The sequence below is a fragment of the Rossellomorea sp. GQ25 genome (genome assembly GCF_059758515.1).
In genome coordinates, this window is record NZ_JCAXEQ010000005.1 from 127,705 (window position 1) to 153,696 (window position 25,992).

Annotated in this window: 30 protein-coding genes and 1 other annotated feature; of the genes, 12 read left to right on the forward strand and 18 right to left on the reverse strand. The window is 40.1% G+C overall.

Going from position 1 to position 25,992, the window contains the following annotated elements:
• Positions 1 to 16: 16 nt before the first annotated feature.
• The 3 genes from opp3C to AC6CIB_RS16320 form a co-directional block, all read right to left on the reverse strand.
• Positions 17 to 1,042, reverse strand: coding sequence for an oligopeptide ABC transporter permease (gene opp3C, locus AC6CIB_RS16310; RefSeq protein ID WP_498282416.1), 1,026 nt, complete (start codon positions 1,040 to 1,042; stop codon positions 17 to 19).
• On the reverse strand, positions 1,042 to 1,971 hold the full coding sequence (gene opp3b / locus AC6CIB_RS16315) for an oligopeptide ABC transporter permease (protein WP_498282418.1): 930 nt from the start codon (positions 1,969 to 1,971) through the stop codon (positions 1,042 to 1,044). The genes opp3C and opp3b overlap by 1 nt, the downstream gene beginning before the upstream one ends.
• Before the next feature lie 170 nt (positions 1,972 to 2,141).
• Positions 2,142 to 3,797, reverse strand: coding sequence for a peptide ABC transporter substrate-binding protein (locus tag AC6CIB_RS16320; RefSeq protein WP_498282420.1), 1,656 nt, complete (start codon positions 3,795 to 3,797; stop codon positions 2,142 to 2,144).
• Positions 3,798 to 4,304: 507 nt separating this feature from the next.
• On the opposite strand from AC6CIB_RS16320, the gene AC6CIB_RS16325 reads away from it, so the two are divergent.
• Both AC6CIB_RS16325 and trpS read left to right on the forward strand, forming a co-directional pair.
• Positions 4,305 to 4,688, forward strand: a complete 384-nt coding sequence (locus tag AC6CIB_RS16325; RefSeq protein ID WP_498282422.1) for a DUF3899 domain-containing protein — start codon at positions 4,305 to 4,307, stop codon at positions 4,686 to 4,688.
• A gap of 44 nt (positions 4,689 to 4,732) precedes the next feature.
• Positions 4,733 to 4,965 (forward strand) — a binding site (T-box leader).
• Positions 4,966 to 5,015: 50 nt separating this feature from the next.
• A complete protein-coding gene (gene trpS / locus AC6CIB_RS16330; RefSeq protein ID WP_498282424.1) occupies positions 5,016 to 6,014 on the forward strand; it encodes a tryptophan--tRNA ligase in 999 nt (332 codons plus the stop codon).
• A gap of 131 nt (positions 6,015 to 6,145) precedes the next feature.
• On the opposite strand, the gene AC6CIB_RS16335 is transcribed toward trpS, so the two are convergent.
• From AC6CIB_RS16335 to AC6CIB_RS16355, 5 genes are all read right to left on the reverse strand, one after another.
• Complete coding sequence (locus AC6CIB_RS16335) at positions 6,146 to 6,895, reverse strand: YjbA family protein (RefSeq protein ID WP_498282426.1); 750 nt, start codon at positions 6,893 to 6,895, stop codon at positions 6,146 to 6,148.
• Positions 6,896 to 6,979: 84 nt separating this feature from the next.
• The gene (locus tag AC6CIB_RS16340) at positions 6,980 to 7,201 is read right to left on the reverse strand and encodes a YuzI family membrane protein (protein ID WP_148968459.1); all 222 of its coding nucleotides are present in this window, start codon (positions 7,199 to 7,201) and stop codon (positions 6,980 to 6,982) included.
• Positions 7,202 to 7,355: 154 nt separating this feature from the next.
• Positions 7,356 to 8,123 (reverse strand): DUF2268 domain-containing putative Zn-dependent protease, encoded by a 768-nt coding sequence (locus AC6CIB_RS16345; protein WP_498282428.1) that lies wholly within the window; start codon positions 8,121 to 8,123, stop codon positions 7,356 to 7,358.
• Positions 8,124 to 8,218: 95 nt separating this feature from the next.
• Positions 8,219 to 9,463: a beta-ketoacyl-ACP synthase II gene (fabF, locus tag AC6CIB_RS16350; RefSeq protein WP_498282430.1), complete on the reverse strand. Its 1,245-nt coding sequence runs from the start codon at positions 9,461 to 9,463 to the stop codon at positions 8,219 to 8,221.
• Positions 9,464 to 9,507: 44 nt separating this feature from the next.
• The gene (locus tag AC6CIB_RS16355; protein ID WP_498282432.1) at positions 9,508 to 10,440 is read right to left on the reverse strand and encodes a beta-ketoacyl-ACP synthase III; all 933 of its coding nucleotides are present in this window, start codon (positions 10,438 to 10,440) and stop codon (positions 9,508 to 9,510) included.
• Positions 10,441 to 10,643: 203 nt separating this feature from the next.
• On the opposite strand from AC6CIB_RS16355, the gene AC6CIB_RS16360 reads away from it, so the two are divergent.
• Positions 10,644 to 10,859, forward strand: coding sequence for a hypothetical protein (locus tag AC6CIB_RS16360; protein WP_498282434.1), 216 nt, complete (start codon positions 10,644 to 10,646; stop codon positions 10,857 to 10,859).
• A gap of 47 nt (positions 10,860 to 10,906) precedes the next feature.
• On the opposite strand, the gene AC6CIB_RS16365 is transcribed toward AC6CIB_RS16360, so the two are convergent.
• The 4 genes from AC6CIB_RS16365 to AC6CIB_RS16380 form a co-directional block, all read right to left on the reverse strand.
• Positions 10,907 to 11,095, reverse strand: coding sequence for a ComZ family protein (locus tag AC6CIB_RS16365; RefSeq protein ID WP_148968454.1), 189 nt, complete (start codon positions 11,093 to 11,095; stop codon positions 10,907 to 10,909).
• On the reverse strand, positions 11,092 to 12,060 hold the full coding sequence (locus AC6CIB_RS16370) for a BMP family ABC transporter substrate-binding protein (RefSeq protein WP_498282436.1): 969 nt from the start codon (positions 12,058 to 12,060) through the stop codon (positions 11,092 to 11,094). The genes AC6CIB_RS16365 and AC6CIB_RS16370 overlap by 4 nt, the downstream gene beginning before the upstream one ends.
• Before the next feature lie 112 nt (positions 12,061 to 12,172).
• Positions 12,173 to 12,889 carry a hypothetical protein gene (locus tag AC6CIB_RS16375; protein WP_498282438.1) on the reverse strand — a complete coding sequence of 239 codons (717 nt, stop codon included), beginning with the start codon at positions 12,887 to 12,889 and terminating at the stop codon, positions 12,173 to 12,175.
• 22 nt (positions 12,890 to 12,911) lie between these two features.
• The gene (locus AC6CIB_RS16380; protein WP_498282440.1) at positions 12,912 to 13,655 is read right to left on the reverse strand and encodes a hydrolase; all 744 of its coding nucleotides are present in this window, start codon (positions 13,653 to 13,655) and stop codon (positions 12,912 to 12,914) included.
• Positions 13,656 to 13,942: 287 nt separating this feature from the next.
• Between AC6CIB_RS16380 and AC6CIB_RS16385 the strand changes: the two genes are divergently transcribed.
• Positions 13,943 to 14,110: a YjzD family protein gene (locus AC6CIB_RS16385; protein WP_309472475.1), complete on the forward strand. Its 168-nt coding sequence runs from the start codon at positions 13,943 to 13,945 to the stop codon at positions 14,108 to 14,110.
• 36 nt (positions 14,111 to 14,146) lie between these two features.
• Here AC6CIB_RS16385 and clpB read toward each other — a convergent pair whose 3' ends face one another.
• Together clpB and AC6CIB_RS16395 are read right to left on the reverse strand one after the other, a co-directional pair.
• A complete protein-coding gene (clpB, locus tag AC6CIB_RS16390; RefSeq protein ID WP_498282442.1) occupies positions 14,147 to 16,738 on the reverse strand; it encodes an ATP-dependent chaperone ClpB in 2,592 nt (863 codons plus the stop codon).
• Positions 16,739 to 16,897: 159 nt separating this feature from the next.
• Positions 16,898 to 17,077: a YjzC family protein gene (locus AC6CIB_RS16395; protein WP_498282444.1), complete on the reverse strand. Its 180-nt coding sequence runs from the start codon at positions 17,075 to 17,077 to the stop codon at positions 16,898 to 16,900.
• Between the two features lie 204 nt (positions 17,078 to 17,281).
• Here AC6CIB_RS16395 and AC6CIB_RS16400 point away from each other — a divergent pair, with 204 nt between their 5' ends.
• The gene (locus AC6CIB_RS16400) at positions 17,282 to 18,091 is read left to right on the forward strand and encodes an undecaprenyl-diphosphate phosphatase (protein ID WP_498282446.1); all 810 of its coding nucleotides are present in this window, start codon (positions 17,282 to 17,284) and stop codon (positions 18,089 to 18,091) included.
• A gap of 72 nt (positions 18,092 to 18,163) precedes the next feature.
• Complete coding sequence (locus tag AC6CIB_RS16405; RefSeq protein WP_498282448.1) at positions 18,164 to 18,856, forward strand: Crp/Fnr family transcriptional regulator; 693 nt, start codon at positions 18,164 to 18,166, stop codon at positions 18,854 to 18,856.
• A 575-nt stretch (positions 18,857 to 19,431) separates the two neighbouring features.
• Here the strand turns inward: AC6CIB_RS16405 and AC6CIB_RS16410 are convergent.
• Both AC6CIB_RS16410 and AC6CIB_RS16415 read right to left on the reverse strand, forming a co-directional pair.
• Positions 19,432 to 19,740: a metal-sulfur cluster assembly factor gene (locus AC6CIB_RS16410; protein ID WP_044337705.1), complete on the reverse strand. Its 309-nt coding sequence runs from the start codon at positions 19,738 to 19,740 to the stop codon at positions 19,432 to 19,434.
• 84 nt (positions 19,741 to 19,824) lie between these two features.
• Positions 19,825 to 20,598 (reverse strand): prolyl oligopeptidase family serine peptidase, encoded by a 774-nt coding sequence (locus AC6CIB_RS16415; protein WP_498282450.1) that lies wholly within the window; start codon positions 20,596 to 20,598, stop codon positions 19,825 to 19,827.
• Between the two features lie 184 nt (positions 20,599 to 20,782).
• Between AC6CIB_RS16415 and AC6CIB_RS16420 the strand changes: the two genes are divergently transcribed.
• The 3 genes from AC6CIB_RS16420 to AC6CIB_RS16430 all read left to right on the forward strand — a co-directional run bounded on the left by AC6CIB_RS16420 (position 20,783) and on the right by AC6CIB_RS16430 (position 22,053).
• Positions 20,783 to 21,598, forward strand: coding sequence for a Cof-type HAD-IIB family hydrolase (locus tag AC6CIB_RS16420; RefSeq protein WP_498282452.1), 816 nt, complete (start codon positions 20,783 to 20,785; stop codon positions 21,596 to 21,598).
• 114 nt (positions 21,599 to 21,712) lie between these two features.
• Entirely contained in the window at positions 21,713 to 21,862 is a 150-nt protein-coding gene (locus AC6CIB_RS16425) for a hypothetical protein (RefSeq protein ID WP_498282454.1), read from the forward strand.
• Positions 21,862 to 22,053, forward strand: coding sequence for a DUF3813 domain-containing protein (locus AC6CIB_RS16430; RefSeq protein ID WP_498282456.1), 192 nt, complete (start codon positions 21,862 to 21,864; stop codon positions 22,051 to 22,053). The genes AC6CIB_RS16425 and AC6CIB_RS16430 overlap by 1 nt, the downstream gene beginning before the upstream one ends.
• A gap of 39 nt (positions 22,054 to 22,092) precedes the next feature.
• Here AC6CIB_RS16430 and AC6CIB_RS16435 read toward each other — a convergent pair whose 3' ends face one another.
• Positions 22,093 to 22,830 (reverse strand): BsuPI-related putative proteinase inhibitor, encoded by a 738-nt coding sequence (locus tag AC6CIB_RS16435; protein ID WP_498282458.1) that lies wholly within the window; start codon positions 22,828 to 22,830, stop codon positions 22,093 to 22,095.
• A 54-nt stretch (positions 22,831 to 22,884) separates the two neighbouring features.
• Positions 22,885 to 23,739 (reverse strand): YitT family protein, encoded by an 855-nt coding sequence (locus AC6CIB_RS16440; RefSeq protein WP_149155176.1) that lies wholly within the window; start codon positions 23,737 to 23,739, stop codon positions 22,885 to 22,887.
• Positions 23,740 to 23,926: 187 nt separating this feature from the next.
• On the opposite strand from AC6CIB_RS16440, the gene AC6CIB_RS16445 reads away from it, so the two are divergent.
• From AC6CIB_RS16445 to AC6CIB_RS16455, 3 genes are all read left to right on the forward strand, one after another.
• Positions 23,927 to 24,784, forward strand: a complete 858-nt coding sequence (locus AC6CIB_RS16445) for a DegV family protein (protein ID WP_498282460.1) — start codon at positions 23,927 to 23,929, stop codon at positions 24,782 to 24,784.
• A gap of 57 nt (positions 24,785 to 24,841) precedes the next feature.
• Positions 24,842 to 24,973, forward strand: coding sequence for a DUF3941 domain-containing protein (locus AC6CIB_RS16450; RefSeq protein WP_149155174.1), 132 nt, complete (start codon positions 24,842 to 24,844; stop codon positions 24,971 to 24,973).
• Between the two features lie 511 nt (positions 24,974 to 25,484).
• The gene (locus AC6CIB_RS16455; protein ID WP_498282462.1) at positions 25,485 to 25,976 is read left to right on the forward strand and encodes a YajQ family cyclic di-GMP-binding protein; all 492 of its coding nucleotides are present in this window, start codon (positions 25,485 to 25,487) and stop codon (positions 25,974 to 25,976) included.
• The last annotated feature ends 16 nt before the right edge of the window (positions 25,977 to 25,992 follow it).

The window sequence follows — 25,992 nt, forward strand, 5'->3', positions numbered from 1 at the left end:
CATAATCTCCCTTCCATTACTTACGCATTTTCGGATCTAGTGCATCACGCAGACCATCGGCCATTAAGTTGAAGCTCAAGATAACTAATGAGATGACAGCTGATGGAACAAGCATCATATGCGGAAATGACTGAATTGATTTGTACCCATCATTAACCAATGATCCCAGTGATGCTCTTGGAGGAGCAATCCCTAATCCGATAAAGCTTAAGAATGCTTCTGTGTAAATCGCAGCAGGTACTGTGAACATCGTGGTAATGATAACAGGTCCCATTACGTTTGGAAGTAGGTGTTTAAAGATCAAACGGTTGCTGGTTGCTCCTAAAGTACGGGAAGCAAGAACAAATTCCTGGTTCTTTAATTGAAGTACCTGTCCACGGACGATACGGGCCATGCCGGTCCAACCTGTTATTACCATGGCCATGGTTATCGAGAATATCCCAGGTTCGAATATCAAGATAAAGAGAATAACAACAATTAAGTTTGGAATCCCGACAAGGATTTCAATAATACGCTGCATGACATCGTCGACTTTTCCACCATAATAAGCAGAAATTCCACCATATGAAATTCCAATGATAAAATCGATGATCGCTGCAAGAATACCAATATAAAGTGAAATACGGGTACCGTTCCATGTACGTGTCCATAAGTCACGTCCTAAGTCATCTGTACCAAACCAATAGTTTTCTTTAACTTGTCTTGCTTCATATACATCAAAACCATCTGCATCTTTTCCGTCAAAAGGGAGCCAGCTGATCCCTGAAAGCGCTTCAATTTTTGGAGGCAGCTTTGCATGCCTGATATTTTGATCGCTAAATTTGTACTCGTTCATCATTGGACCAAAAGCGGCAAAGAAGAAAATGATTGCCGTGATAATAATCCCAGCAATTGCTCCTTTGTTCTTACGTAAACGAATCCATGAGTCTTGCCAGAAATTTAAGCTCGGACGCGAAATTTTCTCTGACTCGTCTTCCCTAGCCTTTTGAGGTTGGAAGAGTTCTGGACTAAGTTGATCTAAATTCTTTTTGTTTGCTTCCATTATTTCTTCCCTCCAGCTAAGCGAATACGCGGATCAATAATTCCATAAAGAATATCTACCAAGAAGATTACACCAATGAATAAAGCACTAAAGAAGAGGGTAATACCCATAATAACTGTGTAATCATTGGTGTTAATAGATAAAACGAATTGTTCCCCTAGACCAGGGACAGCAAAAATACGTTCAACAACAAGAGATCCTGTCATTACACCAACAGTCATTGGTCCAAGAATCGTAACAATCGGGATTAAAGCATTTCTAACAGCATGCTTTACAACTGTAGAAGTTTGGGAAATCCCCTTTGCCTTTGCAAGTAAAATATAATCGGAGTTTAATATTTCCAGCATTTCAGTACGCATGAAACGAGCAATGGTCGCTACTACAAACACCGTCAATGCTAAAGTTGGAAGAATAGTATGTTTGTATTCTCCCCATAATGCTACCGGCAGCCATTCAAGTTTAACCCCAACATAATACTGCAGGAGTCCTGCGAATACGAAGGAAGGAATCGATATACCCAGTACAGCAAGGAATGTTGAACCATAATCTAACCATGTGTTGTGTTTAATTGCTGCAATAATTCCAATAAGTAGCCCTAAGAATGTACCTAATATCATAGCTTGGAATCCAAGAAGTGCGGAAGGACCAATACGATCTCCAAGAATTTGTGTTACTGGACGATTGTCATATTGGAAGGACAATCCTAAATCACCTTTTGCCAACCCAACCATATATTTCACATATTGTTCTGGCATCGGGTCATTCAGACCGTATTTATCCAGGATGATTTGTTGTTGTTCCGGAGTCAGCCTTTCTGTGTTTTGTAGTGGAGATCCAGGTAGGAGCTTCATCAGAAAGAAAGTGGCGGTTGCAATGATAAGCAAAGTGATGATCATATAGACGATACGTTGAATTGTATATCTGACCATTCTTTAGCCCCCCTTTTTTATCTTTTTTTTTCTACATTTTAATTATATCGATTTTCGACAAATATTCAATATATTTCTACTTTTTTGATAATTTTCGACACTCACTGGAAAAGGAGAGCGTATGCTCACGCATACACTCTCCTCTGAAGGTTTGTTAATTGAGCTAACGATTACTCAATGTGAGCCCATTTGTATGATGCATCTGCACCAAATGAGTGACGTAACAGACCTTTAACATATGGACGCTCTAGGAAAGCAGTTCCACGTTGGTACATCGGGCTGATCGCTTGATCCTCGAAAAGAATCTTTTCTGCGTCAACCATTGCTTGCCAACGAGCTTCCGGATCATCAAGAAGTTCACCTTTAGCTTGTTCGATTAACTTGTCATACTCTGGGTTAGAGTAAGCCATTTGGTTATGTGCACCATCAGTAACGAACATGTCAACAAATGTCATCGGATCTGGATAGTCAGGACCCCATCCGGCGAATGAAACATCATAATCACCTTTAGATTCTAACTCAAGCTTTTGCTTGAATGGTTGTGCTTTAATTGAAACAGTTAATCCTTCTAAGTTTTGCTCTAATTGTTCTTTTAAGAATTCACCGATTTTCTTAGAGCTGTCAGAGTCATAGTTTAATAGTTCTAATTCAATAGAATCTTTACCTAACTCTTCTTTCGCTTTTGCCCAATGTTCTGCAGCTTTTTCAGGATCGAAACCACCGAAATCACCTACAGCTTCACGATACTCCGTATTGTCCGGACCTGAAACGAAATCTTTTGGTACTAAGAAGTACGCAGGAATAGAACCATTGTTAAGAAGAACGTCAACCATTCCTTGCTTGTCATAAGCTGCATCAAATGCTTTACGAGCATTTACATTAGCCATAACTTCATTCTTTTGATTTAAACGAAGGAAGAATACCGCAGTATCAGCCTTTGTTTTGAAGTTTTCATCTGATTTATATTTGTCAACAAATTCAGCAGAAAGACCAGCGACATCCGCTTTTTCTGTTTCGTATAAGTTAACTCCAGTAGCAGTATCTTTAACAATGTTAAAGTTTACTTCTTTTAACTTAACCGTTTCTGCATCCCAGTAACCGTCGTTTTTAGTTAATTTGAAGCTTTGCTCATGCTTCCACTCAGAAAGTGTGAATGGACCATTGTAAATTGCAGTGTCAGCTTCAAGACCGAATTTATCGCCTTTTTCTTCAACAAACTTTTGGTTTTGAGGATAGAAAGTTGCGAAAGAAAGTAAAGCTTTGAAATATGGAACAGCTGTTTCAAGCTGAACTTCTAATGTTTTTTCATCAACCGCTTTAACACCTAATTCTTCAACTGGAACTTCACCAGCATTTACTTTTGCAGCGTTTTTGATATCGTACATGATGTACGCATACTCTGCACCAGTGTCAGGGTTTAAAGCTTTTTGCCAACCGTAAACGAAGTCGTTTGCAGTAACTGCATCACCGTTTGACCATTTAGCATCACGGATTTTGAACGTGTATGTTTTACCATCTTCACTGATTTGTGGTTCTTCTGCAGCCATACCAAGTACAGCTTCATCATTTTCACCTAAACGGTAAAGACCTTCAAATACGTTGTTCATTACTTTGAATGAAACAGCGTCAGTTGCTAGAGTAGAGTCCATTGATGGGATCTCAGAACTCTCAAGCAAGTTAAGTACCTGTTCTCTTTTTTCAGCGGACTCGCCGCCTTCGCCAGATGCTCCTTCATTGCCCTCAGTTTTCTTGTCGCCGCCACAAGCAGCTAAGAAAGTACTTAGAGCCAGAAGAAGAACTAGCAAGAATGAAAACTTTTTCTTCATCTTGAAATTGACCTCCTCGAAAATCTCATATTTATTTATCTTCTAATTTTCAGAAGATTTGTTACTTATTATACATGATAGAGAAATTATTGCAATATGAATTTAACAGTTTTTTTCCTAAATTATCAGATTAGTAGGTATATTGATGCCAAAACGTTGGTATAAAAGGATTTTAGGTGAATGTTTTAGAGAGTTTGTCCCATTACAATTGTTACAAATGTAAATTACCCAGCATATAACCTAGTCTTATTTTGGCTGTCAGGTAAAAATTAAGAGCTCCGTTTCTATTATAATTATAAATATACAAGACTAAATATAAAAAATAGAATACATACTTTATTCTATTCATATTTTTATGATTTTGCTGAAGTTTCAAGTGTGTACTCCTTATGCGGATTTATGTTCTCCCTCACCATACAATGCATGATGGCTTGAATATATATGAATGATTGAAATCTTCTTAGGGCTTCATGTATACTTTTGATAAAAATCATTTTAAGGAGAACTATGAAACGATTAAATTTTTTCTACTTACTTACCCTGCTGTTTTTCATCATCGCCTTCGTCACTGCTATATTTCAGGGAAAAAACATGCTTCTCTCTATTATAGATAGCTTGTTTATCATCGGAATAACGTATGTTGCTGCAGGTTCCCTCCTATATATATTCCAAAAAGGATTTTTCAATGGGGTCGTGTATGCCCTTAAGAGATTCCGGAACAGCACGAAACAAGGAAAGTACATTTCCCAGTTTGACGATCTGGACGATACTAAGGATGCCCATGAGGAATACGGAGTCAAGCGATCTTTTTCCATTACCAGGTCAGTTCTGATAATCGGATCCATTACCCTATTTCTATCTATCGCTTTGTCCTATCTGTTGTACACTTGAATTACCATATTATTTTTCATATAATAAAAATATATTAATGAGAGTAATAAGCGTTGATGAAGAGTAGTACTTTTCTATATGATTTATAGAGAGCTTGTGGCTGGTGAAAACAAGTAATCATTGGAAAGGGAATGGACTTCTGAGCTTTATTTGTGAAATGGAGTAGCATATAACGGATTAACCTCACGTTAAAGGGGTTCCATGCTCGTCATGGACTAAGCTGACTCATCTGAGTACTTAGGGTGGCACCGCGGAAATCATCCCATTCGTCCCTATCTTCAATAGGACGGGTGGGTTTTTATTTTGTGTAAAACAGGAGGAAATAAGATGAAAACAATATTTAGTGGCATTCAACCGAGCGGTACGATTACGCTTGGGAATTACATCGGGGCCATGAAGCAATTCACTGAGCTGCAGGAAGAATACAATTGTTATTTCTGTGTAGTGGATCAGCATGCAATCACGGTAGCCCAGGATAAAATGGAGCTTCGCAAAAACATTCGCAGTCTTGCTGCCCTCTACATTGCGTGTGGTATCGACCCTGAGAAATCAACATTATTCATTCAATCAGAGGTTCCGGCTCATGCACAGGCAGGATGGATTCTGCAATGTGTGACGTATATCGGTGAACTCGAAAGAATGACGCAATTCAAAGATAAATCACATGGGAAAGAAGCTGTTTCTGCAGGTTTGTTAACTTACCCACCATTAATGGCAGCCGATATTCTTCTATATGGAACAGATTTAGTCCCTGTGGGAGAAGATCAGAAACAGCATTTAGAATTAACGAGAAATCTTGCAGAGCGCTTTAATAATAAATACAACAACATCTTTACAGTTCCTGATGTCCGGATTCCTAAAGTGGGCGCCCGTGTTATGTCCCTTCAGGATCCTTTGAAGAAAATGAGTAAGTCCGATCATAACCAGAAATCATTTATTACACTCCTCGACGATCCGAAACAGATTGAAAAGAAAATCAAAAGTGCTGTGACGGATTCAGAAGGAGTCGTTAAATATGATAAAGAAAACAAACCGGGAGTATCAAATCTTCTTTCCATCTATTCGATTCTTGAAGGCAGTTCAATAGAAGAACTTGAACAAAAGTATGAAGGTAAGGGCTATGGAGACTTTAAAGGCGACTTAGCTCAAGTGGTCGTCAATGCCATTAAGCCCGTGCAGGACCGCTACTACGAATTGATTGATTCTGAAGAGCTGGATGATATCCTCGATCGCGGGGCAGAAAAAGCTCATTTTGCAGCAAACAAAATGCTGAAAAAGATGGAAAAGGCCATGGGATTAGGGCGTAAAGAGAGAAAGAGAAAATAGCATTGTTGCTCAGAGCTTGCAGTATGAGGCTCTGGGCTTTTTTTATTGGGACCGATCATCATCTCCTACTCCCTCAAACCCTAAACAAAAAACCCCAAGCCCATCACAGACTTGAGGTTTTCATCCACCTATCAATTCACCTTAGGACGATTCTCCACTTCCCACAGTTTTTCAAAGAAGGGTTGTCCCTTAATTAAGTTCTCGCAGAGGGTCAAGTGCTTGTCCGACCAGCCAAACTGCGTTTCTTCGTATAACATTTGCCAAATTTCTTCAAAGTCCAATTCCTGGATGGTCCGGTATCGCTGTGGAGACCATTCGGTATACCAGTAGCGGATTTCGGCCGTGTTGTTCGAGCTGTGAAGCTGATCAAGCGCCATAAATAATAATTGCTTCAACTGCCTTTCTTTTCTTGTCAGTCCACTCATCATATAAGGACTTGGTGAGAGAATATGATAGGAATCCTCACTCTTTTCCTCAGGCTGAATGGCATAATGCATCGTTTCATGACTTTCTACCATTTCATAGACGAGCTGTTCTTGTCTTGGGATCAGCCTGCTTTTTCTAATTGGAACGGTATACCCAATCGTATCCACTGCGAGTATCCCTGTCCCATCTGTGACAATGAAGCAATAATCCAGTTGAATTCTTTCATGGTTTTTTCGTAAGTAAGCTTTTTGATAGACATTATTAAGCAGTTGTTGAGGTAACTCTGATAAATCATTCTCGATGTAATGAAATAGAACAGTGTCCACTTTAATGAGAGGAACTTGATCCAATAACTCAATAACGTCCTCTTTTCTCCATTCGTGAAAATGACAGACATTGTAGCCATTTTCTTCGCCTTCGAACCAATTTACCCATACATCATGAAGATATAACATGATTGACCCCTCGCTTTGCTACAATCTTATTTGTCAATCAGTATAGGCAAATCGGTGTAAATTTATTCCTGTTCAACAAGGGTTTTATAGATAATGATTATTTTTCCTTCGGGGGATATAGATCGAAAGCGTGATGATAAGAATCCCTAAGAGAAATAAATAGCATTCGACTCGGGTGGATACGAAAAGAATATAGTCTGAAAAAGTCATTCCGGTGGTGAGAAGATTTAAATATATAATTAAACTCACTCCTCCTGAAACAGCCAGTCCAAACCCGATAAACAATACAAACATTCGAAACACCATACCTTCCGCCTCTATCCTCGCATTTAGAGATTTAGCTCGTCCATTCTTACTATAGTTTATGAGGGTAAATGGAAGATATGACGAAATTAGGATCCAATTTTCATCACCTACTGGGAATCAGAAAATACCTGACTGATCTGAATCCCCCATTCTCCTATGGTAAGAAGGTTGATGATGCTTTTCCTATTAGGGCTATGGTAGCTGCATCCTTCTTCTTCAAATAATTTTCTACTAGGTAATAACCAGCAGCATAACCCAGCATGTTAGGATACGATTTCTTACCAAGAAGTAAGTGATCGTGAATGGGAATGCTTCTTTTCACATCCAAATTAGGCTGAATCCATTTCTCGTAATAACGTGACATTTCTTTCTCTTCATAAGCCTTTGTCCAGGAAGCTGAATATTTTTCTCCACAGTACTCTTTAACGGCATGTTCTGCCAGTCCTTCAAAAATGATTGAGTCCAATAAGGTATATTGTGTGTCTTTTTTGTTTAGTAATTTCATTCTGACACAGTGATGGTATTCATGAACAAAGAGAGCTTCGTACTCTTTCGTATCTTCTTGATCTGTTATAAAAAAGAAAATTTCGTCTTTAAAGCATACACCTGATTTTTTCATTGACGATTGAAACATACCTCTCTTTTCCTGCACGGGGAATAAGTAAATCGGAACATTGGGACCATTCCATTTTCGTTGATACTTTTTTTCATAATTTGAAAACCGTTCCCATATGTTATGTTCTTTCATCTTTTCGTAAATATCTTCGGCATGATGTGATGATTTGTACATTCCATGCCTCATAAGGTATTGATAAAACGATTTTTGATCGTCTTTTCCGTTAATTGTTTTCTTTAAAAGCTCTAAAGGCTTATGAATGGAGTCCACCAGCCATTCATCAGTAGGAGCAACGGTCACCTTCATCCCTCTTTCCTGGCTTTTTATCATGTATATGTAAAAGAAAGAGGGTTCACAACAAAAAACGAGCCTGCTAACGTGTTAGCAGACTCGTTCTCATCTTAGTTGGTATATTTTTTAAAGACGATCGTAGCATTATGGCCACCGAAACCTAATGAGTTACTCATCGCCACATTCACATCCTGTTTTCTAGCTTCGTTCGCTACATAATCAAGATCACAATCCGGATCTGGTGTTTCTATATTGATTGTTGGAGGCAACACGCTGTCTTTCATCGCCAATACAGTGAAAATCGCTTCAACTCCTCCTGCTGCTCCTAGAAGGTGACCTGTCATGGATTTCGTTGAGCTCATGGCTAATTTATATGCATGTTCTCCAAATACTTCTTTTACTGCCATTGTTTCGTATTTGTCATTGTAAGGAGTGCTCGTTCCATGAGCATTGATGTAATCCATTTGCTCTGGAAGGACTCCACCGTCTTCCAATGCCATTTTCATTGCTCTGGCTCCACCTTCTCCAGCCGGTGCAGGTGCCGTGATATGATAGGCATCTCCCGTACAGCCATATCCAACGATTTCAGCATAGATCGGTGCTCCGCGTTTCAGTGCGTGCTCAAGTTCTTCCAGAACCACGACACCGGCTCCTTCTCCCATGACAAATCCGTCACGGTTTGCATCGAATGGTCTTGAAGCTTTTTCAGGATCTGTATTCGTCGATAGAGCAGTGTTTGCACAGAAGCCCGCTACTGACATCTTTGTAATCGGTGCTTCTGCCCCACCTGAAACCATGACATCCGCGTCTCCCCGCTGGATGACTTTAAATGCATCTCCTATCGAATTTGTCCCTGTCGCACATGCAGTGACTGTACAAGAGTTAAAGCCCTTTGCTCCTAGCATGATGGAAACTTGTCCAGCAGCCATATCAGGAATGATCATCGGAACGAAGAATGGACTTACTCTGCGATATCCACGTTTTTGGAAGGTTTCATATTGCTGTTCGAACGTTTCCATTCCACCAATTCCCGAACCGATCCACACGCCGACACGGTGAGCGTTTTCGTCTGTAATGTCAAGCTTGGAATCTTTGACAGCCATTAAGGATGCTGCGATCGCATAATGAGTGAAGCGATCCATTTTTCTCGCTTCTTTTCTCTCGACACCGAAATCCTCGATATTGAAACCTTTCAATTCTGCTGCCACTTTGGCAGGATAATCGTCTGCATTTAAGCGCGTTAACGGACCTACACCCGTTTCCCCTGCTAAAATATTTGCCCACGTTGATTCAACATCATTCCCTAACGGGGTAACACTTCCCAATCCTGTTACAACTACACGTTTCTTGTTCATTTATTCCATCTCCTTTGTCTGCAAGTTATAGAAGAGAGTCCTATTTATTTGCCCCAGCGCATGATAATAGCGCCCCAGGTTAAACCGCCGCCGAATCCTACCATGACGACTACATCGTTTTCTTTTACTCTTCCTGCTTCTAAATCTTCTACTAGTGAAACCGGGATGGAAGCTGCTGAAGTATTGCCGTATTTATTTACGGTTTTAGACATTTTTTCTACCGGCAGTTCCAATCGTTGTCTTGAGGCTTCCATTATTCGGATATTTGCTTGATGAGGAATTAAGAAATCTACGTCCTCTTTGTTTAATCCCGCTTTTTCGATTACATTTATACTGGATTCACCCATTTGACGTACTGCAAACTTAAATACCTCACGGCCATTCATAATCAGTTTTTCGTCTTGATATAAATGCTTTGCCCCAGATCCATCTGCCCCCAGTTCAAAGGCAAGGATCCCCTTACCGTCTGGAACTGGTCCCAGAACCGCTGCTCCTGCTGCGTCTCCAAATAGAACGGCAGTATTTCGGTCTTCCCAATCTGTGATTTTTGATAATTTTTCTACTCCCACAACCAGTACATTTTTATATGCACCATTATCTATGAATTGCTTTGCCGTAATCATACCATACATAAATCCTGCACATGCCGCACTTATATCCATCGCCGCTGCTTTTTTTGCTCCTAATCTTTCTTGAAGTAAGCAAGCTACAGCTGGAAATGGCTGGTCAGGTGTCACCGTAGCCACAAGGATCAGATCAATTTCTTCTGCCGAAATATCTGCATCCGCAATGGCCGTTTTTGCTGCTTCGTACGCCATGTCTGATGTATCTGTTTCATTATCTGCTATTCTTCGCTCTTCAATGCCCGTTCTCGTACGAATCCATTCGTCAGATGTATCCATCATTTTCTCAAGATCTGCATTGGTTACGATTTTCTCAGGAAGGTAACGCCCAATTCCAATAATTCCTGTATTCATACCGGCATTCCCTACTTTCTTTTTTTTTTATGTTTTTTTCTTATACCTAAGTTTATTATCAATTATTATGACTTGGTACTAATTTTACCGAAGATTTCTACTTTCTGCAATTATTTTTTCTTCTCTCTTTCTTCTACGCGCTTGACTATACTCGTACAACCCATCTCCTCATAGGTTATATAGTAGGTAGAGGAGGTGAGAATGTGTCTGAAGAAAAGAAGCTACATCCATTTGATCAGATGATGTACGGAGGAAGGCCCCTTAAAAGAGAAGCTTCTCCTTCTCAGGAAATGCGTAAAGACAGCAATGAAGGAGGATCATTACTCGATGGCGTTCATTCCTTGATGAATTCCATCGATGAATTGAAACTACTTTATAAGAAAATCAGTCCATTTTTAAAGCAATGGAAAATAAAATAAAAAAAAACGGTTCATTGAAAAATTCAATGAACCGTTTTACTGTACACTCACTCTTTATGTAAGGCATCCTGTTTGCCTAATTCATAGGCTTCACTCATGACTTGTGTAAATAGCGTCATGAATGGTTGCAACATTTCGGGAGTGAACTCAACACCCGCTTGATCCAGTTGCTCTTTTGCTTGTGGGAAGTACTTCATGGCAATTTGCATGAATTCCATCGTTTTGTCTTGATTCATTGCTTCGATTCCTTTCCGTTCGGCAATTTGCCGGTTTCGATGTAGTGCTGAACATGTTGCTTCATCTCAGCTTGAAAATCAGCAGGAATGACGGGACTAAATTTACCCATGGAAATGACTCCGTCTTCAAAATCAAATTCGAGGTTTCCAGAATTGAGTTCGTCATTAGCGAATCTTTCCGCAACGATACTATACAGCTTATCTGCATGCTGCACAGTACTCGTTAATACCGTGGATTCCCCTAAATCAGATTGATCCGAGACATAGCCAATGGCATAGAGACCCTTTTCCTTCAGCTTTTCGATTACAGCTACATTATAGCCGTCACCTGCAGGATATACAACATCAACTCGTTGATTCAATAACTCCTCCAGCTTTTCAAAAGCCATATCTTGATCGTCCCAGTGATTGGTATACTCGATAATAAGCTCAGATTCACTTTTTTGGAATTTCGCTCCATCTATAAACCCTTGAACTTCGGGCTGCCATTCAAAAGCAGCAATCACTCCGACTTTATTCGTTTTAGATTGATAGGCTGCTGTCATGCCTCCGAAGAAGCCCATTGCATAGCCTTTGAATTGTAGACTGGTTGTATTCTCCTTTGTGGCATTTCCATTAAAGCTTACAAAATGCATATTGGGATAGTCACCGGAAAGGGTGTTAAATATCCCTGAATATTCACTTCCGTGGCCAAACACTAAAGTAACTTCATCAGCATTATACTCTTTTACCGCTTGTTTAATTGATGTATCATTCTGTATACTCTCTTTATAGAAGACGTCTGCATTATAATCGGATTGAATTTTTAATAATCCTTTGTATCCTTTTGTTCCCCATACCCCATCGCTTACGGTTTCCGGAACCAGTAAACCAACTTTTTCAATTTCAGCGCTGTCTCCTGCTGAACAACCACTTATTCCAAAAAGTAAAAAAATCAAGAAAATAGTGTAAAATTTCTTACTCATGTGCAGCAACTCCTTTAAAGCCCGTGCAGCATCTAAAAAAAGAATCATAGAAAATTATTACATCAGATTTATTTTACCCTCATCCCTATCCACAAAGAAAGAAAAAGTTTTCTTATTCCTGAATTTCATGCAAATGAATGCCTCTTAATTGTTCTTTGATGACCGATTCATGAGACTTGGACGGCTTGACAATAAGCGCTTTTCCATTTGGTTCAGCATCCATTCTGACGGGAGAAAAAGACTTCTTCGTTACGTACGATAATGCTTCATTCCAGCTTTGTTTTGAGAGAGCTTTCACCTTATATATTTCTTCTGTATTGGATGAATGCTTTATTATAGATCGGGCAGCGTCCTTTACATAGATCGCTCCACTCGGATCATCAATGTAAGGAGAGTCACCATCCTCTCCATTTAATAGTTGAGCGAACAGAAAGTCTGTAGGCTGGTGAATTCCGTACAGAGTAGGAAGGTAGAATACGGTTCCTTTTTGGCATTTTTGATCTCTGTCAAAATTGGAATAGATTCGAATGATCGAGAGGGGTTGTTCAACTTTTGACAGCAGCCCTTCTACTTCTGACAAGTAACTCACTTTATTCTCTCTTACCTGATCATAGTATGGAAGGAACACGCTGCATCCTGATTGTATTTCCTTATCCCAGTCTTCATAAGGAACATATTGAATGTTTGAGTTCCTTCCAATTCCTAACCACTTCTCCTCTGTTTCTTTGTTTTCATCCACTGCCGTTACAGTCCATCCATTCTCAAGAAGGGAATCACAAAGCTCAAATCCCAAAAACTGTTGAGCAGCAAAAACGAATGCATGATTCAAGTCAATCACTCCAATATGTTTGTTATAACTCTTTCTCATGTAAAGAAAAGTATGAAGCAAACTTCCTTCCCAGAGAAGCACGTTTTTCAGGGAGTACAAAGAATAAATCCGTTGATGTGCCTTTTTCTAAACGCTCCGTATATATATCTTTTATGAGAGTGAATTGATTTTTATAACGATTAAGAGTCGTTGATTGAACAATGTAAAGGGGAATCGAGATGTTTTTAAATACTTCGTAGTCCTTCGATTGTTGAGAGATGAAGGATTCGCACTCCACCTCTTTCAATCGAAATGTGTGTGCGAGTTCTTTTATTACCTTTTTATAAAAGAATTTCTGTTCCTTCTCTTGTTCCAGATGATCATATAAAGACACACAAGGCGCAAGCATAACAGCACTTCTAATGTCCTGCTCCATTTTCGGATAGAGGTTTTTCAATACCAAAGCCCCCATTCCTTCGGCCAATATATGAATCTTTCCATTAATGATTTCATTTCGTTTTACATGCTGATAAAGTCGTTTCGCTAACTGCACGGCTTGATTGCTACCCCAATTCGCTCCGTAAAGATTACTATAATACACAATGTATCCTTTGGCGGTCAGTTCTTGAATCCACTTGTAGCGTGCCTCATGTTGAACCCAAAAGCTGCTCTTATCGTCTACATAGTGATGGGAATCCCCTATTACCATTACAGCGAATCCATTTGGGCGTTCAGGATAATGAATCATGCACCACTCTTGCTCTAATTGAAACAATCGCTGATACATTAGAATTTCTCCTTTTACATAGTAAGTCATTATAGTTTATGTAAGAAGACAACATTTGTAAGGGAGATAGCCCAAAGAACCCCTGATATTTGCAATTTTAGTCAAGATACAGATTATCCCAAAATGGTTTTAACAGGGATATGATAAGGGTTACATTTCACAGATTAGTCATTTATTAATTCATGAAGCTGTGGTAAGATAAAAAAGATTGAAATTGGTTAGAATGCTCTAATAATGTATTAGTTTATTACATAGGAATGAGGTGACTTGACGTGAGATTTTTCTGGATGTTTTTCTGGGCATTTGCTCTGACTGAAATGTTAACTTACGTTGTAAGTTCAATGAATGGAACTGCTTTTCACTTTGAAACAGGATTAATTATATCGGTTTGTGTAACGATATTAGTATTCCTTATCACGCTTGTTATACCAAACGAGCCAGTCGAAAAGCACTAAAAAAAGCAGCCAAATCCGGCTGCTTTTTTATTTATCCTAAATGATCGATAAACCATTCTCCCCAGCGTCTATGGTGATGGTTTCGTTTGACCTGATATTTCCTGCTATCAGTTCTCTTGCCAGTTTGGTTTCGATTTCTCTCTGCAAGTACCTTTTTAAAGGGCGTGCACCATAAACCGGATCATAGGCTGACTGTGCTATAAATTCTTTTGCACTGTCCGTTAATGACAATGAGATATGCTGTTCTTCGACTCGATTTTGCAAGTCTTCTATTAGCTTATCGATAATCCCTTTTATATTCTCAATGCTCAGTGGTTTAAAGAGAATAATGTCGTCGACCCGGTTAAGGAACTCCGGTCTGAAAGAGGAACGAAGCTGACTCATGACCAGGTTCTTCGTTTCTATATCCATTTCCTCTTCTCCCTTATTTCGTTCAAGAAGATAAGAGGACCCAATGTTAGAGGTCATAATGATCACCGTGTTCTTACAATCAACGGTTCTTCCCTGAGAATCGGTTATCCTCCCATCATCGAGCATTTGCAGGAGAATATTGAATACTTCTGGATGAGCCTTCTCAATTTCATCCAGTAGAATGACCGAATACGGTTTCCGTCTGATCGCTTCTGTCAGCTGACCGCCTTCTTCATAACCAACATAACCTGGAGGTGCACCAATCAAGCGTGAAACCGCATGCTTCTCCATATATTCAGACATATCAATCCGAATGATCTGTTCCTCACTATCAAATAACGTGTGAGCAAGTGTCTTCGCAAGTTCTGTCTTCCCTACTCCCGTTGGACCTAAGAAAATGAATGAACCAATTGGACGGTTCGGATCTTTAATACCGGCTCTCGCACGAATAACAGCGTCACTCACTAATTGAACTGCCTCATCCTGCCCGATCACCCTTTCATGCAGAATGCGATCAAGTTTTAAAAGCTTCTCTCGTTCACCTTCTACTAGCTTAGTGACCGGTATCCCTGTCCATCTTGCTACAATATTTGCCACTTCTTCCTCCGTCACTTCTTCACGCAGCAAGCGCCCTTCCTGCTCTTTCATCATCTCCTGCTCAACAGCAACAAGCTCTTTTTCCATAGCGGGAATCCTGCCGTGACGAAGCTCAGCAGCTTTATTCAGATCATAATCACTTTCTGCTTCTTCTAGTAAGCGACGCAGCTTCTCCAGTTCTTCCCGCTTCTCCTGTACGATCCCGATGCTTTCTTTCTCCTGCTGCCATTTTAACTTCATCGTATTCGCTTTTTCCTTCAGATTACTTAAATCTTCACGGATTCGATCCAGGCGTTCAAGACTGGCAGGATCCTTTTCCTTATTTAAAGCTGCTTCTTCAATTTCGAGCTGCATCACTTTACGTGTCACTTCATCCAATTCTGATGGCATTGAGTCAATTTCCGTTCGGATCATCGCACATGCCTCGTCGATTAAGTCTATTGCTTTGTCCGGCAAGAAACGGTCGGATATATAGCGATCGGAAAGTTTTGAGGCTGCCACAATGGCCCGGTCATGGATATTTACTCCATGATGAATTTCAAATCGTTCCTTTAAGCCTCTTAGAATAGATATCGTATCTTCCACATTGGGTTCCTGAACGAGCACCTGTTGAAAACGTCTTTCCAAAGCGGGATCCTTTTCAATGTACTTACGGTATTCATTGAGAGTGGTAGCACCTATACAATGAAGTTCTCCCCTCGCAAGCATCGGCTTTAAGATATTCCCCGCATCCATCGCTCCTTCTGTTTTCCCTGCTCCCACAATCGTATGGAGCTCATCAATGAATAGAAGAATGCGTCCCTCACTCTTTTTCACTTCCTGCAATACAGCCTTTAAGCGTTCCTCAAACTCACCCCTGAACTTGGCACCTGCAACTAAAGCGCTCATATCCAATTCGAAGATGGTTTTATCCTTCAATCCTTCCGGGACATCTTTTCTGACAATCCTCTGTGCAAGTCCTTCAACGATGGCTGTCTTCCCGACGCCAGGCTCTCCTATAAGGACAGGATTATTTTTCGTTTTACGGGAAAGGATTCGAATCACGTGGCGGATTTCACTGTCCCTGCCTATGACTGGATCTAATCTTCCCGACTTTACCTCCGCAACAAGATCCCTTCCATACCTTTTCAACGCTTCATATTTTACTTCAGGATTCTGTGTGGTCACCTTGCTCCCCCCTCTCATCGTTTCAATAATCTCCTTTAATTCCTTTTCTGTTACATTATGTTTTGTTAAGTAAGTTGTAATTGGGTGGTTCTTTTGGTTGAATAACCTAAGGGCAAGATGTTCAATCGAGATATAGTCATCTTCCCATTTATTCTTTAATGAATCACTATCTTGCATGAGCTGATGGACATCTCTTGCAAAAAATCGGCCATACTGCAGACCATCTCCCTCTACAGAAGGAATACCGTTTAATTTGGCATCAATCCAATTCTTCAAGTCTTCTGCATCTACTCCCGCACGTTCATAGATCGTTCGGAGAAAACTGTCTTCTGAACTGAGGAGTGATTTCCACAAATGAAGAAGGGTGATATCTGTATGTAGTCTTTCTTTTGCGGTCTCTCCCGCCAAAACCAATCCTTCTTGAATGCTGTGAGTCATATTATCAAAATTCATCGTGCTACACCTCGCATTTTGACCTTTATTGACCTTTTCATCTATTATATATCTTTCGGTGGAAAAAGGAAAAGAAAAGGAACAAGGAGTGCCTCCGATAGATGTCACCATCCTTGTTAAGGAGAGTTGTCGACACGGCATCCTTGTTCCCTTATGGGGTTAAGGTTTTCTCATATACGTCCATAGACGATTATGGTTGGAGTTTTCAGGAAATCGGTCCCCCGCATTTAATCGTAGTTTCTGCGGATTTTTCACCATACTTCCAGTTTCACCAATTTCGATATATTCTCCATTATTAGGTGCTTTTTCTCCAGCTCTGAACTGTCGTGACTGGCCCATTCTTACCCCTCCTTTTCGAAGCGATGCTTCTTTACTATTTTTCTACAAGGACGAGCATTCATGCATGCCAGATGAAGGATATCAGAATGCTTTATATGATAAACAAGTTACGGTTCGGTTAACATTTGGAAAAAGGCTTTACAGTCTTTCCCTTTATGGTGTTAAATTAAAAACTGTGGAGAAAAAAAGCTTGGAGGATACACAATGGATTTTTATCTGATTATGAAATACTTATTTTTAGGGATTTTTCAAGGGTTTACTGAACCAATCCCGATTTCATCCAGTGGACACTTACTATTAGCCCAGCATTTCCTTGGAATCAAGGATGCTACCCTAACATTTGAAATCCTGGTTAATACGGCTTCATTAGTGGCTGTACTCATTATTTACCGTGAAGATATCATGCGCCTGATCGTGAATGGCTTAGGCTATTTCAAACATAAAACACCTGAAACGAAACGTGATTTTCATTTCATTGTTTACTTATTGATTGGGACGATCCCTGCCGGGGTGATTGGTGTATTATTCGGTGACGTGATTGAAGATAATTTAACTTATGTATGGACTGTCGGGGTTACTTTAATTATTACCGGTATCGCTTTATGGTTAATCCGTAACCTTCGAGGAAGAAAAAATGATGGCGACTTAAATGTGAAAGACGCTATCATTATCGGCCTTGCACAGGCAGTAGCCCTTATACCTGGAATCAGTCGTTCAGGTGCAACCATTGTTGCGGCAATGGCAAGCGGGATGAAAGCCGAAACGGCATTACGTTTCTCTTTCCTGCTCTATATCCCGGTAAGTGTCGGGGTTATGGTATTTGGAATAAGTGATTTAATCAAGGATCCAAATCTTGCTTCAATGGCCATTCCTTACTTAGTCGCATTTATTGCGTCACTTATTGCTTCATACTTCTCATTAAAGTGGTTCATGAATATTATGGCTAAAGGAAACTTGAAATATTTTGCCATTTACTGTGCCGTTGTCGGAGCTGCTGTATTAATTTTCGCTTAAATCCCTTCTATCTGTCTGTTTCCTTTGGTAAGCTTTATGAATAAGACATTACGATGGAAATGATGTGATCTCATGAGTGAAATAACTGAAGTTCCTTCCGGGATTAAACAATTATTTTTCGAGAAAAAAACGTTGAAAACCGTTAAAAAAGGAACTTTTCTGTTTCAAGAGGGGAAACCTGCTCACGAGTTATACTTAATCAAAAGCGGACGAGTTCAGATCAGCAAAGTGATTCCTGATGGCCGGGAGTTGTCTTTACGCCACTGTTCAAGTGATGATGTGATCGGGGAGTTAACGTTATTTACGGAAGAAGCTTACTTTATGCTCAGTACAAAAATCCTTGAGGATACGGAGACTTATGTACTACCCAAAGAAGTCTTTGAAGAAAAGCTATCCGTTAATAACGGCTTGACCATCCAATGGCTAAAATGGATTCAAATTCAAAATCAACAAAATCAAACGAAATTTAGGGATCTTGTTCTTCATGGAAAAAAAGGTGCCCTGTACTCAACACTGATCCGTATGTCCAACAGCTATGGAAAAGCCGTTGAAAATGGCATACTGATTGATTTTCCTTTAACCAATCAGGAGCTGGCCAATTTCTGTGGTTCCTCAAGGGAAGTCGTGAATCGGTTGTTGAGTGAATTGAAGAAAGACAATGTCCTGATGTGGGAAAAAGGATATATCACAATACTTGACTTGAATTTTCTCAAAGATGATATCGATTGTGAGAACTGTTCGGTTTCTATTTGTCGGATTGATTAATGAAAAGCTGGAAATGCAGTACTGGATACTGTGTTTTCGGCTTTTTTTGGTTTGAGAGGGGTTATGTGGGTGGGTGGATTGGAGTTTGGGTTGTGGCGGGGGACAAGGGTTTGATTTATCGACCGTTATTAGGATTTATCAACCGTATTTTCAATATATCGACCGCTCTCCAAAAATCGACAAATTTTGTGATCGATTTCTAATTTCATATACGACTGGAAATCCCTTCTCTCACAAAAAAATCCCATAAGGCAAAAAGCTCCTTTTGGGAATTCCATGTTATGCTTGTCGGGTCTGATCAAGCCGCCTTCGCTTTTCTTCTTGTCCAGCTACGGGGCTTAGAGGCTCGAGGTCATAAGTCAAACCTTCCAAAAAGGCAATAACCCGCCTTTTCGGCAGGTTCGCCTTATGCTTGTCGCCTCTGACCAAGCCGCCTTCGCTTTTCTATTTGTCCAGCTACGGCGGCTAGAGGCTCGAGGTCATAAGTCAAACCTTCCAAAAAGGCAATAACCCGCCTTTTCGGTAGGTTCGCCTTATGCTTGTCGCCTCTGACCAAGCCGCCTTCGCTTTTCGTGTTACCTAATCCCCAATGCAATCTTCGCATAGCGGGACATGTTGTCTTTGCTCCATGGCGGATTCCAGACGATGTCTACTTCTGTTTCCTTCACTTCAGGGATGTCACTTAAGGCTGTTTTCACTTGATCGACAATGGTTCCAGCCAACGGACATCCCATTGATGTAAGTGTCATAGTGACCGTTGCTTTACCTTCTTCATCCAGATCCACGTCATATACCAGACCTAAATTGACAATGTCTATTCCTAATTCAGGGTCAACCACCTGTTCCAGTGCACCCATCAAATTATCTTTAAGATCTTGATCCATGTTAACACTCCTTTGCTCTCTATACTTGTTCCATATCTATTTTCACTACTCATCTTAACAAAAGAACGTTTATAAAACAAAACATTAGGCCGATAGATGTTTCTCGAACCACTCAACAAGCTTTAACACGCCTTCTCTCGTTACTTTGTGATCGGCATTATCATCTTCTATAAATAACAGATGATCTTCCTGGGATTCATAGTATGGCAGGATGCTTTGGTAGAATTCGTGTGTCAGGTTGAATGGAACAACTTTGTCCCGTTTTCCGTGCCAGAACATCAATGGTCTGCCGCTAAGTTTTTCAGGCTGAAGACTTAAGTCATAATGAGCCAGTTCACTTAACATGTTTTCTATTTCTTCTTCGCTGAATGGAAGTTCATGTCCTAATGATTCGACTTGGGCTAACTGAGCTTGAGCAAACTTCACATATGTAGGATTCCCCATCAGCGAGACAGCAGAAGAGATCCAATCATATTGAGTCAACGCTCCAAGTGTGACGATACCACCCATTGAGGTCCCTGCAACTCCGACACCATTATGAACGAGCAATCCTTTTTCATCAAAATGACCTTTAATAATCGATAATTCATGAATCGTATTTAAGACGATTTTCCAGAATACTTGTCCTAATTGATGCTCTGATTTGCCTGTCGATCGTTCTCCATGCTCTAAACAATCGGGAAGAATCACTCTAAATCCTTTTTCCGCAAGATAATAGGCGTAATGTAAATTATGCTCCTTCGCACTTGTAAACCCGTGGATAAAAAAACATATCGGAACTTGCTTATCTACATTCTCTTCCTTTACAAGGTGCAGAAACGGAATGGTTTGAATGGTTGATTTATCAACTAAGATCATGTGTGGGCTCTCCCTCCTGAATGCATTTCACTTTACTATGATATCCTAGATTTGGTAGTATGTATAATATTTAAATCGTAAGCGTTTGTAAACATTTTTTAAATGATATGAAGCTGCGGTAGACAACTTTCAATGTGTAGCGCTAGAATTGCCTTAATACCAATAAGATTGGGGATTAGTATTCATGAACACACAAGAAAAACATCTGATTGTTCTGGATTTAGACGGAACACTATTAACGGATGAGAAGAAGATCTCATCAAAAACTCACGATATATTAAAAAAAGCACGCATGAAAGGGCATGAAGTGATGATTGCCACAGGCAGACCTTATCGTGCGAGTGAATTGTATTATCAACAATTAAAACTAACCACTCCGATAGTAAATTTTAACGGTGCATTCGTGCATCACCCTATTGATGATTCATGGGGATTGTATCACGAGCCGATGGATTTAAAGGTGGCGAAACAAATCATTGATGCATGTGACGGTTTTAACTTCCGCAACATTGTTGCCGAAGTGATGGATGATGTGTATCTGCACTACCATGATGAAAAGATCATAGATGTTTTCATGATGGGCAATCCTGCGATTTCAACAGGAGACATCCGAAATGTACTTTCTGATCATCCTACATCCATGCTCATTCACGCTGAAGAAGAAGATGTTCCAGAGATTCGGGCTCACTTGGATGATGTTCATGCAGAATTGATTGACCATCGCCGCTGGGCTACACCGTGGCACATCATCGAAATTGTTAAATCAGGATTGAATAAAGCTGTCGGAATTGAACGAGTTGCTTCATCTTTAAAAATTCCGCAAGAACGGATTATTGCATTCGGAGATGAAGATAACGATCTTGAAATGCTTGAATATGCAGGCACTGGTGTTGCAATGGGGAATGCCATTGATCCCCTTAAAGATATTGCCAATGAAGTGACATTTTCGAATGAAGACGACGGGATCGGCCGCTTCCTACAAAAACGTTTTGATCTCTAAACCAGATCGTTTTTGGAAGCTGTGGGTATATCTTCTTACTGTATTCCACCACCACATGAGCCATACTAAAAAGGAGCGCATCATGCGTTCCAACTTGCAAAAGGGGTGGTAGTGATGGGTAGAAGTAAATCTAAACGATTTGTACAACAAGGTAAAATCGCTGTAACAAAACATGATGAACGTATTCCGTACCATCTGACGTATGCTGAAGCAGAGGCTAAAAAGCTTGCTTCACATGGCGAAGGGCTAGGGGGAATGGAGTAATGAGTAATCCATTATTCCAACAGGCCCGTAACGCGGTTCATACTGCCCAACAAGCATGCAGTACGGGAGAAAACGCTCAAATGTCCATTGATAAAGCGAAAAACGCGTTGTCCTCTGCTTACGCTAACTCAACTGTCGAAGAACAAAAGCAGCTTCATGCTCTTCAAGATGAGTTAAACCGCCTGTCATAAAGAAAAACAGGGTTGTCCAAAATGGACAACCCTGTTTTTTTACGGAATGGAAATGACATATCGGTGAAGGATCTTCCCATCCCCTTTATCCCGCTCATAAAGGCTTATAAAGACCTTCTCCGCACTCCCTGATAGCTCCGGAAGTATGATGGAAAAATCAGTCCAGTTAGGCGCTTCTTTATTAACCTTGAATAAGGATTCTTTTAGAAGCACTCTATGTCCGTCCTCCACAGAATAATAAAAGCCGCCATCTGATACACGGGCTTGCCCTTTGATGGAAACACGTCCTTTCACCTCACGTACCGTTACTCCTCTAAAGGACGGGTTTTCTTCCGGAACTGAGAATGAATGCGCAGCTCGCAAAGGATGATCAAATCCACTCATATCCTCTCCCATCAGCTGTGCTTCAATCGTATAGTGCCCTTTTGGAACACGCTTTCCTTCCTGCTTGTAATCCCATGTTTCTTTCCAAATCTTCGTTTCACCCTTTTTCAACGTAAGGGTTTGAAACGCCTGGAGAAATGATTTCCCCTGACTGTACCGATAGACCACTTGGCCCGCTTTGTTTTTGATTGTAAAGTCAAACATCTGACTCGTATGGAAGGTGATCTTTTTATCCCCTTCACTATTATTATAAAGAACGAGCTTGATCTGAGATTCTTCTTCTCCCGGAAAAGATTTTACAGAAAAGATCAGAGGTGCCTTCTCTGCTTTTATCGGAGAAGGTACACTAAAGAGCATGAAAGAACTAATAAGTATATAAACAAATGCCTTCAAGGTGATACCCCTTTCTATTCAAGTTCACCTATAGTATTTGTTAATTTCAAGAATCTAATCTTTTCTAAAAAATCCGAATATACCTGTCGTTTGCACTATATTGGTAAATGCGTTGGGATCTACATCTTTTATGGTATGTTCAAGCTCGTAAAGTTCATAGCGCGAAATGACAATGATCAACATTTCCTTATCTTCACCGGAAAAAGCCCCTTTTGCAGGTAGAGTCGTGATTCCCCTGACAAGCTTTGAATGGATGGCTTCTCTTAATTCATTAGATTTCTTTGTCACAATCATCGCTGTGAGTTTTTCATGGCGTGTATGAATGGAATCAATGACACGAGTTGAAGCATACAACGTTACCAACGTATACAATGCTTTTTCCCACCCATAAAGAAATCCTGCAGAAGTAATGATGACCGCATTCATCAGGAAGAAATAGGACCCGACAGGCTTATCTTTCATTCTGGAAAGAATCATGGCAATAATGTCCATGCCTCCCGTAGATGCACCCCATTTTAACGTGATTCCAACTCCCACAGCGGCAATGACCCCGCCAAACACGGCGTTTAGAAGGATATCAGGCGATAATTTAATTACAGGAATCACTTCAAGGAATAAGGACGTCAGAAATACAGAAATGAAGCTATACACTGTAAAGGAACGACCAACTTTAAGCCACCCCAGTATCGTCACAGGAATATTTAAGATAAATAATAAAATACCTGTTGAAATATTGAATGGTGCAAATTCTTTTAACACACTGGACAATAACTGAGCCAACCCTGTAAAACCACTTGCATAAACATTTGCCGGTATCAGGAAAAAATTCATCGCAATGGCACCCAGCACTGCCCCTACCAACACTACGAAAAATTTCTTCGCTTCTAACTGAACATGATCTCTCGACATTGACAGACCTCCCACATCTAGTTGATATTTTCTATGTTCCACAATTCATCTTAACTAAACTCCCCGTGATATTCACCCTTTAAGAAAACAATGATACTTTTTACCTTGAAATCATGATCTATAGATTGTCATTTTCATGAAAAATAGCTAGACTAAATCTATATAGAATAGTCAAAGGATGATTAGGATGACAGTAAAATTATTTGCTGATAGTGCGAGCGACCTTCCTGCTGCATATTTCAACCAACACAACATAGAACTGCTGCCACTGAAAGTACATATTGATGGTCAGGACTACGAGGACCTGGTCACCATCGAGCCGAAAACCGTATTCAACAAAATAAGGGAAGGGCATATGCCAAAAACGTCTCAAGTATCACCGGACTTTTTCCTGAAGAAGTTCACAGAGCTTGCAGAATCGAATCAACCCGGTATCTACATTGCCTTTTCCTCACAATTGTCAGGTACGTATCAAACTGCTGTGATGATTCGCGATCAAGTGAAAGAGGAACACCCTGCTCTTGATTTGACCATTATCGATTCAAATTGCGCTTCACTGGGCTACGGATTAGTTGTAATGAAGGCTGCTGAACTGCTTCAGAACGGCGCGAATAAAGAAGAAATTATCGAAGCCTCCCGTTACCACTCAGAGCATATGGAACACCTATTCACCGTAGAAGACCTTGAATACCTGGCAAAAGGCGGAAGAGTATCAAAAGCATCAGCTTTTCTTGGCGGACTGCTAAACATCAAGCCTCTCCTTCATGTAGAAGATGGAAAGCTTGTCCCGATTGAAAAATTGCGTGGGAAAAAGAAGCTTCTCAAACGAATTCTCGACTTGATGGAAGAACGGGGTGAAGACCTCTCCAATCAAGTGATCGCCATCAGCCACGGAGACGACGAAGAACTTGCCCTTGAAATGAAAAAGCTCATTCAAGAAAAATTTTCACCAAAAGATGTATATATCAGTATTATTGGATGTGCCATAGGTTCTCATACAGGCACAGGCACCTTAGCCATATTTTTCTTAAACGAACACTCATAAACTCCCCTCCTCTTCCTCATACTAGGAGAGAAGATTATACTCGAAGGGAGGATCACTATGCCACATACATCTGATAACGAAAAAAAGGCCAGAGACAACAATGCCCTGCACCAGGAAAAGAATAAGATCAAAGAAGTGAATCGTAAAGCCGGGAAGAATCAGTATTCTAAGAAGACGGATCATTTGTAAGGGATTGTCGTGGACAGTCTCCAGCTCTTGGATAAGAGAAAGTGCTAGTTCTTTATTGAGCTAGTGCTTTTTTGTGTGGAGTAGGCTGAAAATCGCACGTGAAATTCGTATATAAGAGGGAAAAATGGTCTTCACTAGGTGTTTTATGGATGAAATCTACTCCTTGTTAGTCATGGATCATGATTTGTTTTCAACTTCCAGTGATTTGTTTTCAACTTTCATACTTTTATTTTCAATTTTACGATTTTATTTTCAAATTGGATTTTTTCAGAGAAAAATTAGGACTGGGCTCATGTTGGAGGCATTTATTATCGACTTTTCTGATATATTATCGACTTTCCGAATATATTATCGACTCCTCACTTCTATAATTGAATCCCCATATTGATCTTTTTTCTATCCACCATTATTCCCTATTTTCAAAAATCTTCCCCATTGCATTCATAGAAGTTGTATGCACCTTCAAAGCTTGTCTATAATGAAAAGAGATAATACTATGGAGGGGTTACATATGGCAAAAGAGAGTTCATTTGATATTGTGTCGAAAGTGGATATGTCTGAAGTGAGTAATGCGATTCAAATTGCGTTGAAGGAAGTTCAAACACGCTATGACTTTAAAGGAAGTAAGAGTGACATTAAATTAGATGGAGAGGAAATCGTTCTCGTTTCTGATGATGAATTTAAAATGAATCAGTTAAAGGACGTTCTTCTAAGTAAACTCATCAAGCGTAATGTTCCTGTTAAGAACCTTGACTACAGCAAGCTTGAAGGGGCATCTGGCGGAACCGTTCGTCAGCGTGCGAAGCTCATTCAAGGTATCGATAAAGAAAATGCGAAAAAAATCAATACCATCATCAAAAACTCCGCCGTAAAAGTGAAGAGTCAGGTGCAGGATGATCAAGTACGGGTCACTGGAAAAAGTAAAGATGATCTTCAAAAAATCATCGCTGCAATCCGTGAAGCAGATCTTTCTATCGATGTGCAGTACGTAAACTTCCGTTAATTCGGTTTTTCAAACA

What these genes read in the sequence shown, in the direction of transcription:
- AC6CIB_RS16370 (WP_498282436.1), bottom strand. Translation starts at nt 12,060, where the DNA reads ATGAGTAAGAAATTTTACACTATTTTCTTGATTTTTTTACTTTTTGGA.
- trpS (WP_498282424.1), top strand. Translation starts at nt 5,016, where the DNA reads ATGAAAACAATATTTAGTGGCATTCAACCGAGCGGTACGATTACGCTT.
- AC6CIB_RS16425 (WP_498282454.1), top strand. Translation starts at nt 21,713, where the DNA reads ATGGGTAGAAGTAAATCTAAACGATTTGTACAACAAGGTAAAATCGCT.
- AC6CIB_RS16345 (WP_498282428.1), bottom strand. Translation starts at nt 8,123, where the DNA reads ATGAAGGTGACCGTTGCTCCTACTGATGAATGGCTGGTGGACTCCATT.
- AC6CIB_RS16415 (WP_498282450.1), bottom strand. Translation starts at nt 20,598, where the DNA reads ATGATCTTAGTTGATAAATCAACCATTCAAACCATTCCGTTTCTGCAC.
- AC6CIB_RS16445 (WP_498282460.1), top strand. Translation starts at nt 23,927, where the DNA reads ATGACAGTAAAATTATTTGCTGATAGTGCGAGCGACCTTCCTGCTGCA.
- AC6CIB_RS16325 (WP_498282422.1), top strand. Translation starts at nt 4,305, where the DNA reads ATGAAACGATTAAATTTTTTCTACTTACTTACCCTGCTGTTTTTCATC.
- opp3C (WP_498282416.1), bottom strand. Translation starts at nt 1,042, where the DNA reads ATGGAAGCAAACAAAAAGAATTTAGATCAACTTAGTCCAGAACTCTTC.
- clpB (WP_498282442.1), bottom strand. Translation starts at nt 16,738, where the DNA reads ATGAATTTTGATAATATGACTCACAGCATTCAAGAAGGATTGGTTTTG.
- AC6CIB_RS16355 (WP_498282432.1), bottom strand. Translation starts at nt 10,440, where the DNA reads ATGAATACAGGAATTATTGGAATTGGGCGTTACCTTCCTGAGAAAATC.
- AC6CIB_RS16455 (WP_498282462.1), top strand. Translation starts at nt 25,485, where the DNA reads ATGGCAAAAGAGAGTTCATTTGATATTGTGTCGAAAGTGGATATGTCT.
- AC6CIB_RS16335 (WP_498282426.1), bottom strand. Translation starts at nt 6,895, where the DNA reads ATGTTATATCTTCATGATGTATGGGTAAATTGGTTCGAAGGCGAAGAA.
- fabF (WP_498282430.1), bottom strand. Translation starts at nt 9,463, where the DNA reads ATGAACAAGAAACGTGTAGTTGTAACAGGATTGGGAAGTGTTACCCCG.
- AC6CIB_RS16385 (WP_309472475.1), top strand. Translation starts at nt 13,943, where the DNA reads ATGTTTTTCTGGGCATTTGCTCTGACTGAAATGTTAACTTACGTTGTA.
- AC6CIB_RS16420 (WP_498282452.1), top strand. Translation starts at nt 20,783, where the DNA reads ATGAACACACAAGAAAAACATCTGATTGTTCTGGATTTAGACGGAACA.
- AC6CIB_RS16400 (WP_498282446.1), top strand. Translation starts at nt 17,282, where the DNA reads ATGGATTTTTATCTGATTATGAAATACTTATTTTTAGGGATTTTTCAA.
- opp3b (WP_498282418.1), bottom strand. Translation starts at nt 1,971, where the DNA reads ATGGTCAGATATACAATTCAACGTATCGTCTATATGATCATCACTTTG.
- AC6CIB_RS16450 (WP_149155174.1), top strand. Translation starts at nt 24,842, where the DNA reads ATGCCACATACATCTGATAACGAAAAAAAGGCCAGAGACAACAATGCC.
- AC6CIB_RS16380 (WP_498282440.1), bottom strand. Translation starts at nt 13,655, where the DNA reads ATGTATCAGCGATTGTTTCAATTAGAGCAAGAGTGGTGCATGATTCAT.
- AC6CIB_RS16430 (WP_498282456.1), top strand. Translation starts at nt 21,862, where the DNA reads ATGAGTAATCCATTATTCCAACAGGCCCGTAACGCGGTTCATACTGCC.
- AC6CIB_RS16320 (WP_498282420.1), bottom strand. Translation starts at nt 3,797, where the DNA reads ATGAAGAAAAAGTTTTCATTCTTGCTAGTTCTTCTTCTGGCTCTAAGT.
- AC6CIB_RS16410 (WP_044337705.1), bottom strand. Translation starts at nt 19,740, where the DNA reads ATGGATCAAGATCTTAAAGATAATTTGATGGGTGCACTGGAACAGGTG.
- AC6CIB_RS16395 (WP_498282444.1), bottom strand. Translation starts at nt 17,077, where the DNA reads ATGGGCCAGTCACGACAGTTCAGAGCTGGAGAAAAAGCACCTAATAAT.
- AC6CIB_RS16340 (WP_148968459.1), bottom strand. Translation starts at nt 7,201, where the DNA reads ATGGTGTTTCGAATGTTTGTATTGTTTATCGGGTTTGGACTGGCTGTT.
- AC6CIB_RS16440 (WP_149155176.1), bottom strand. Translation starts at nt 23,739, where the DNA reads ATGTCGAGAGATCATGTTCAGTTAGAAGCGAAGAAATTTTTCGTAGTG.
- AC6CIB_RS16405 (WP_498282448.1), top strand. Translation starts at nt 18,164, where the DNA reads ATGAGTGAAATAACTGAAGTTCCTTCCGGGATTAAACAATTATTTTTC.
- AC6CIB_RS16365 (WP_148968454.1), bottom strand. Translation starts at nt 11,095, where the DNA reads ATGAATCAAGACAAAACGATGGAATTCATGCAAATTGCCATGAAGTAC.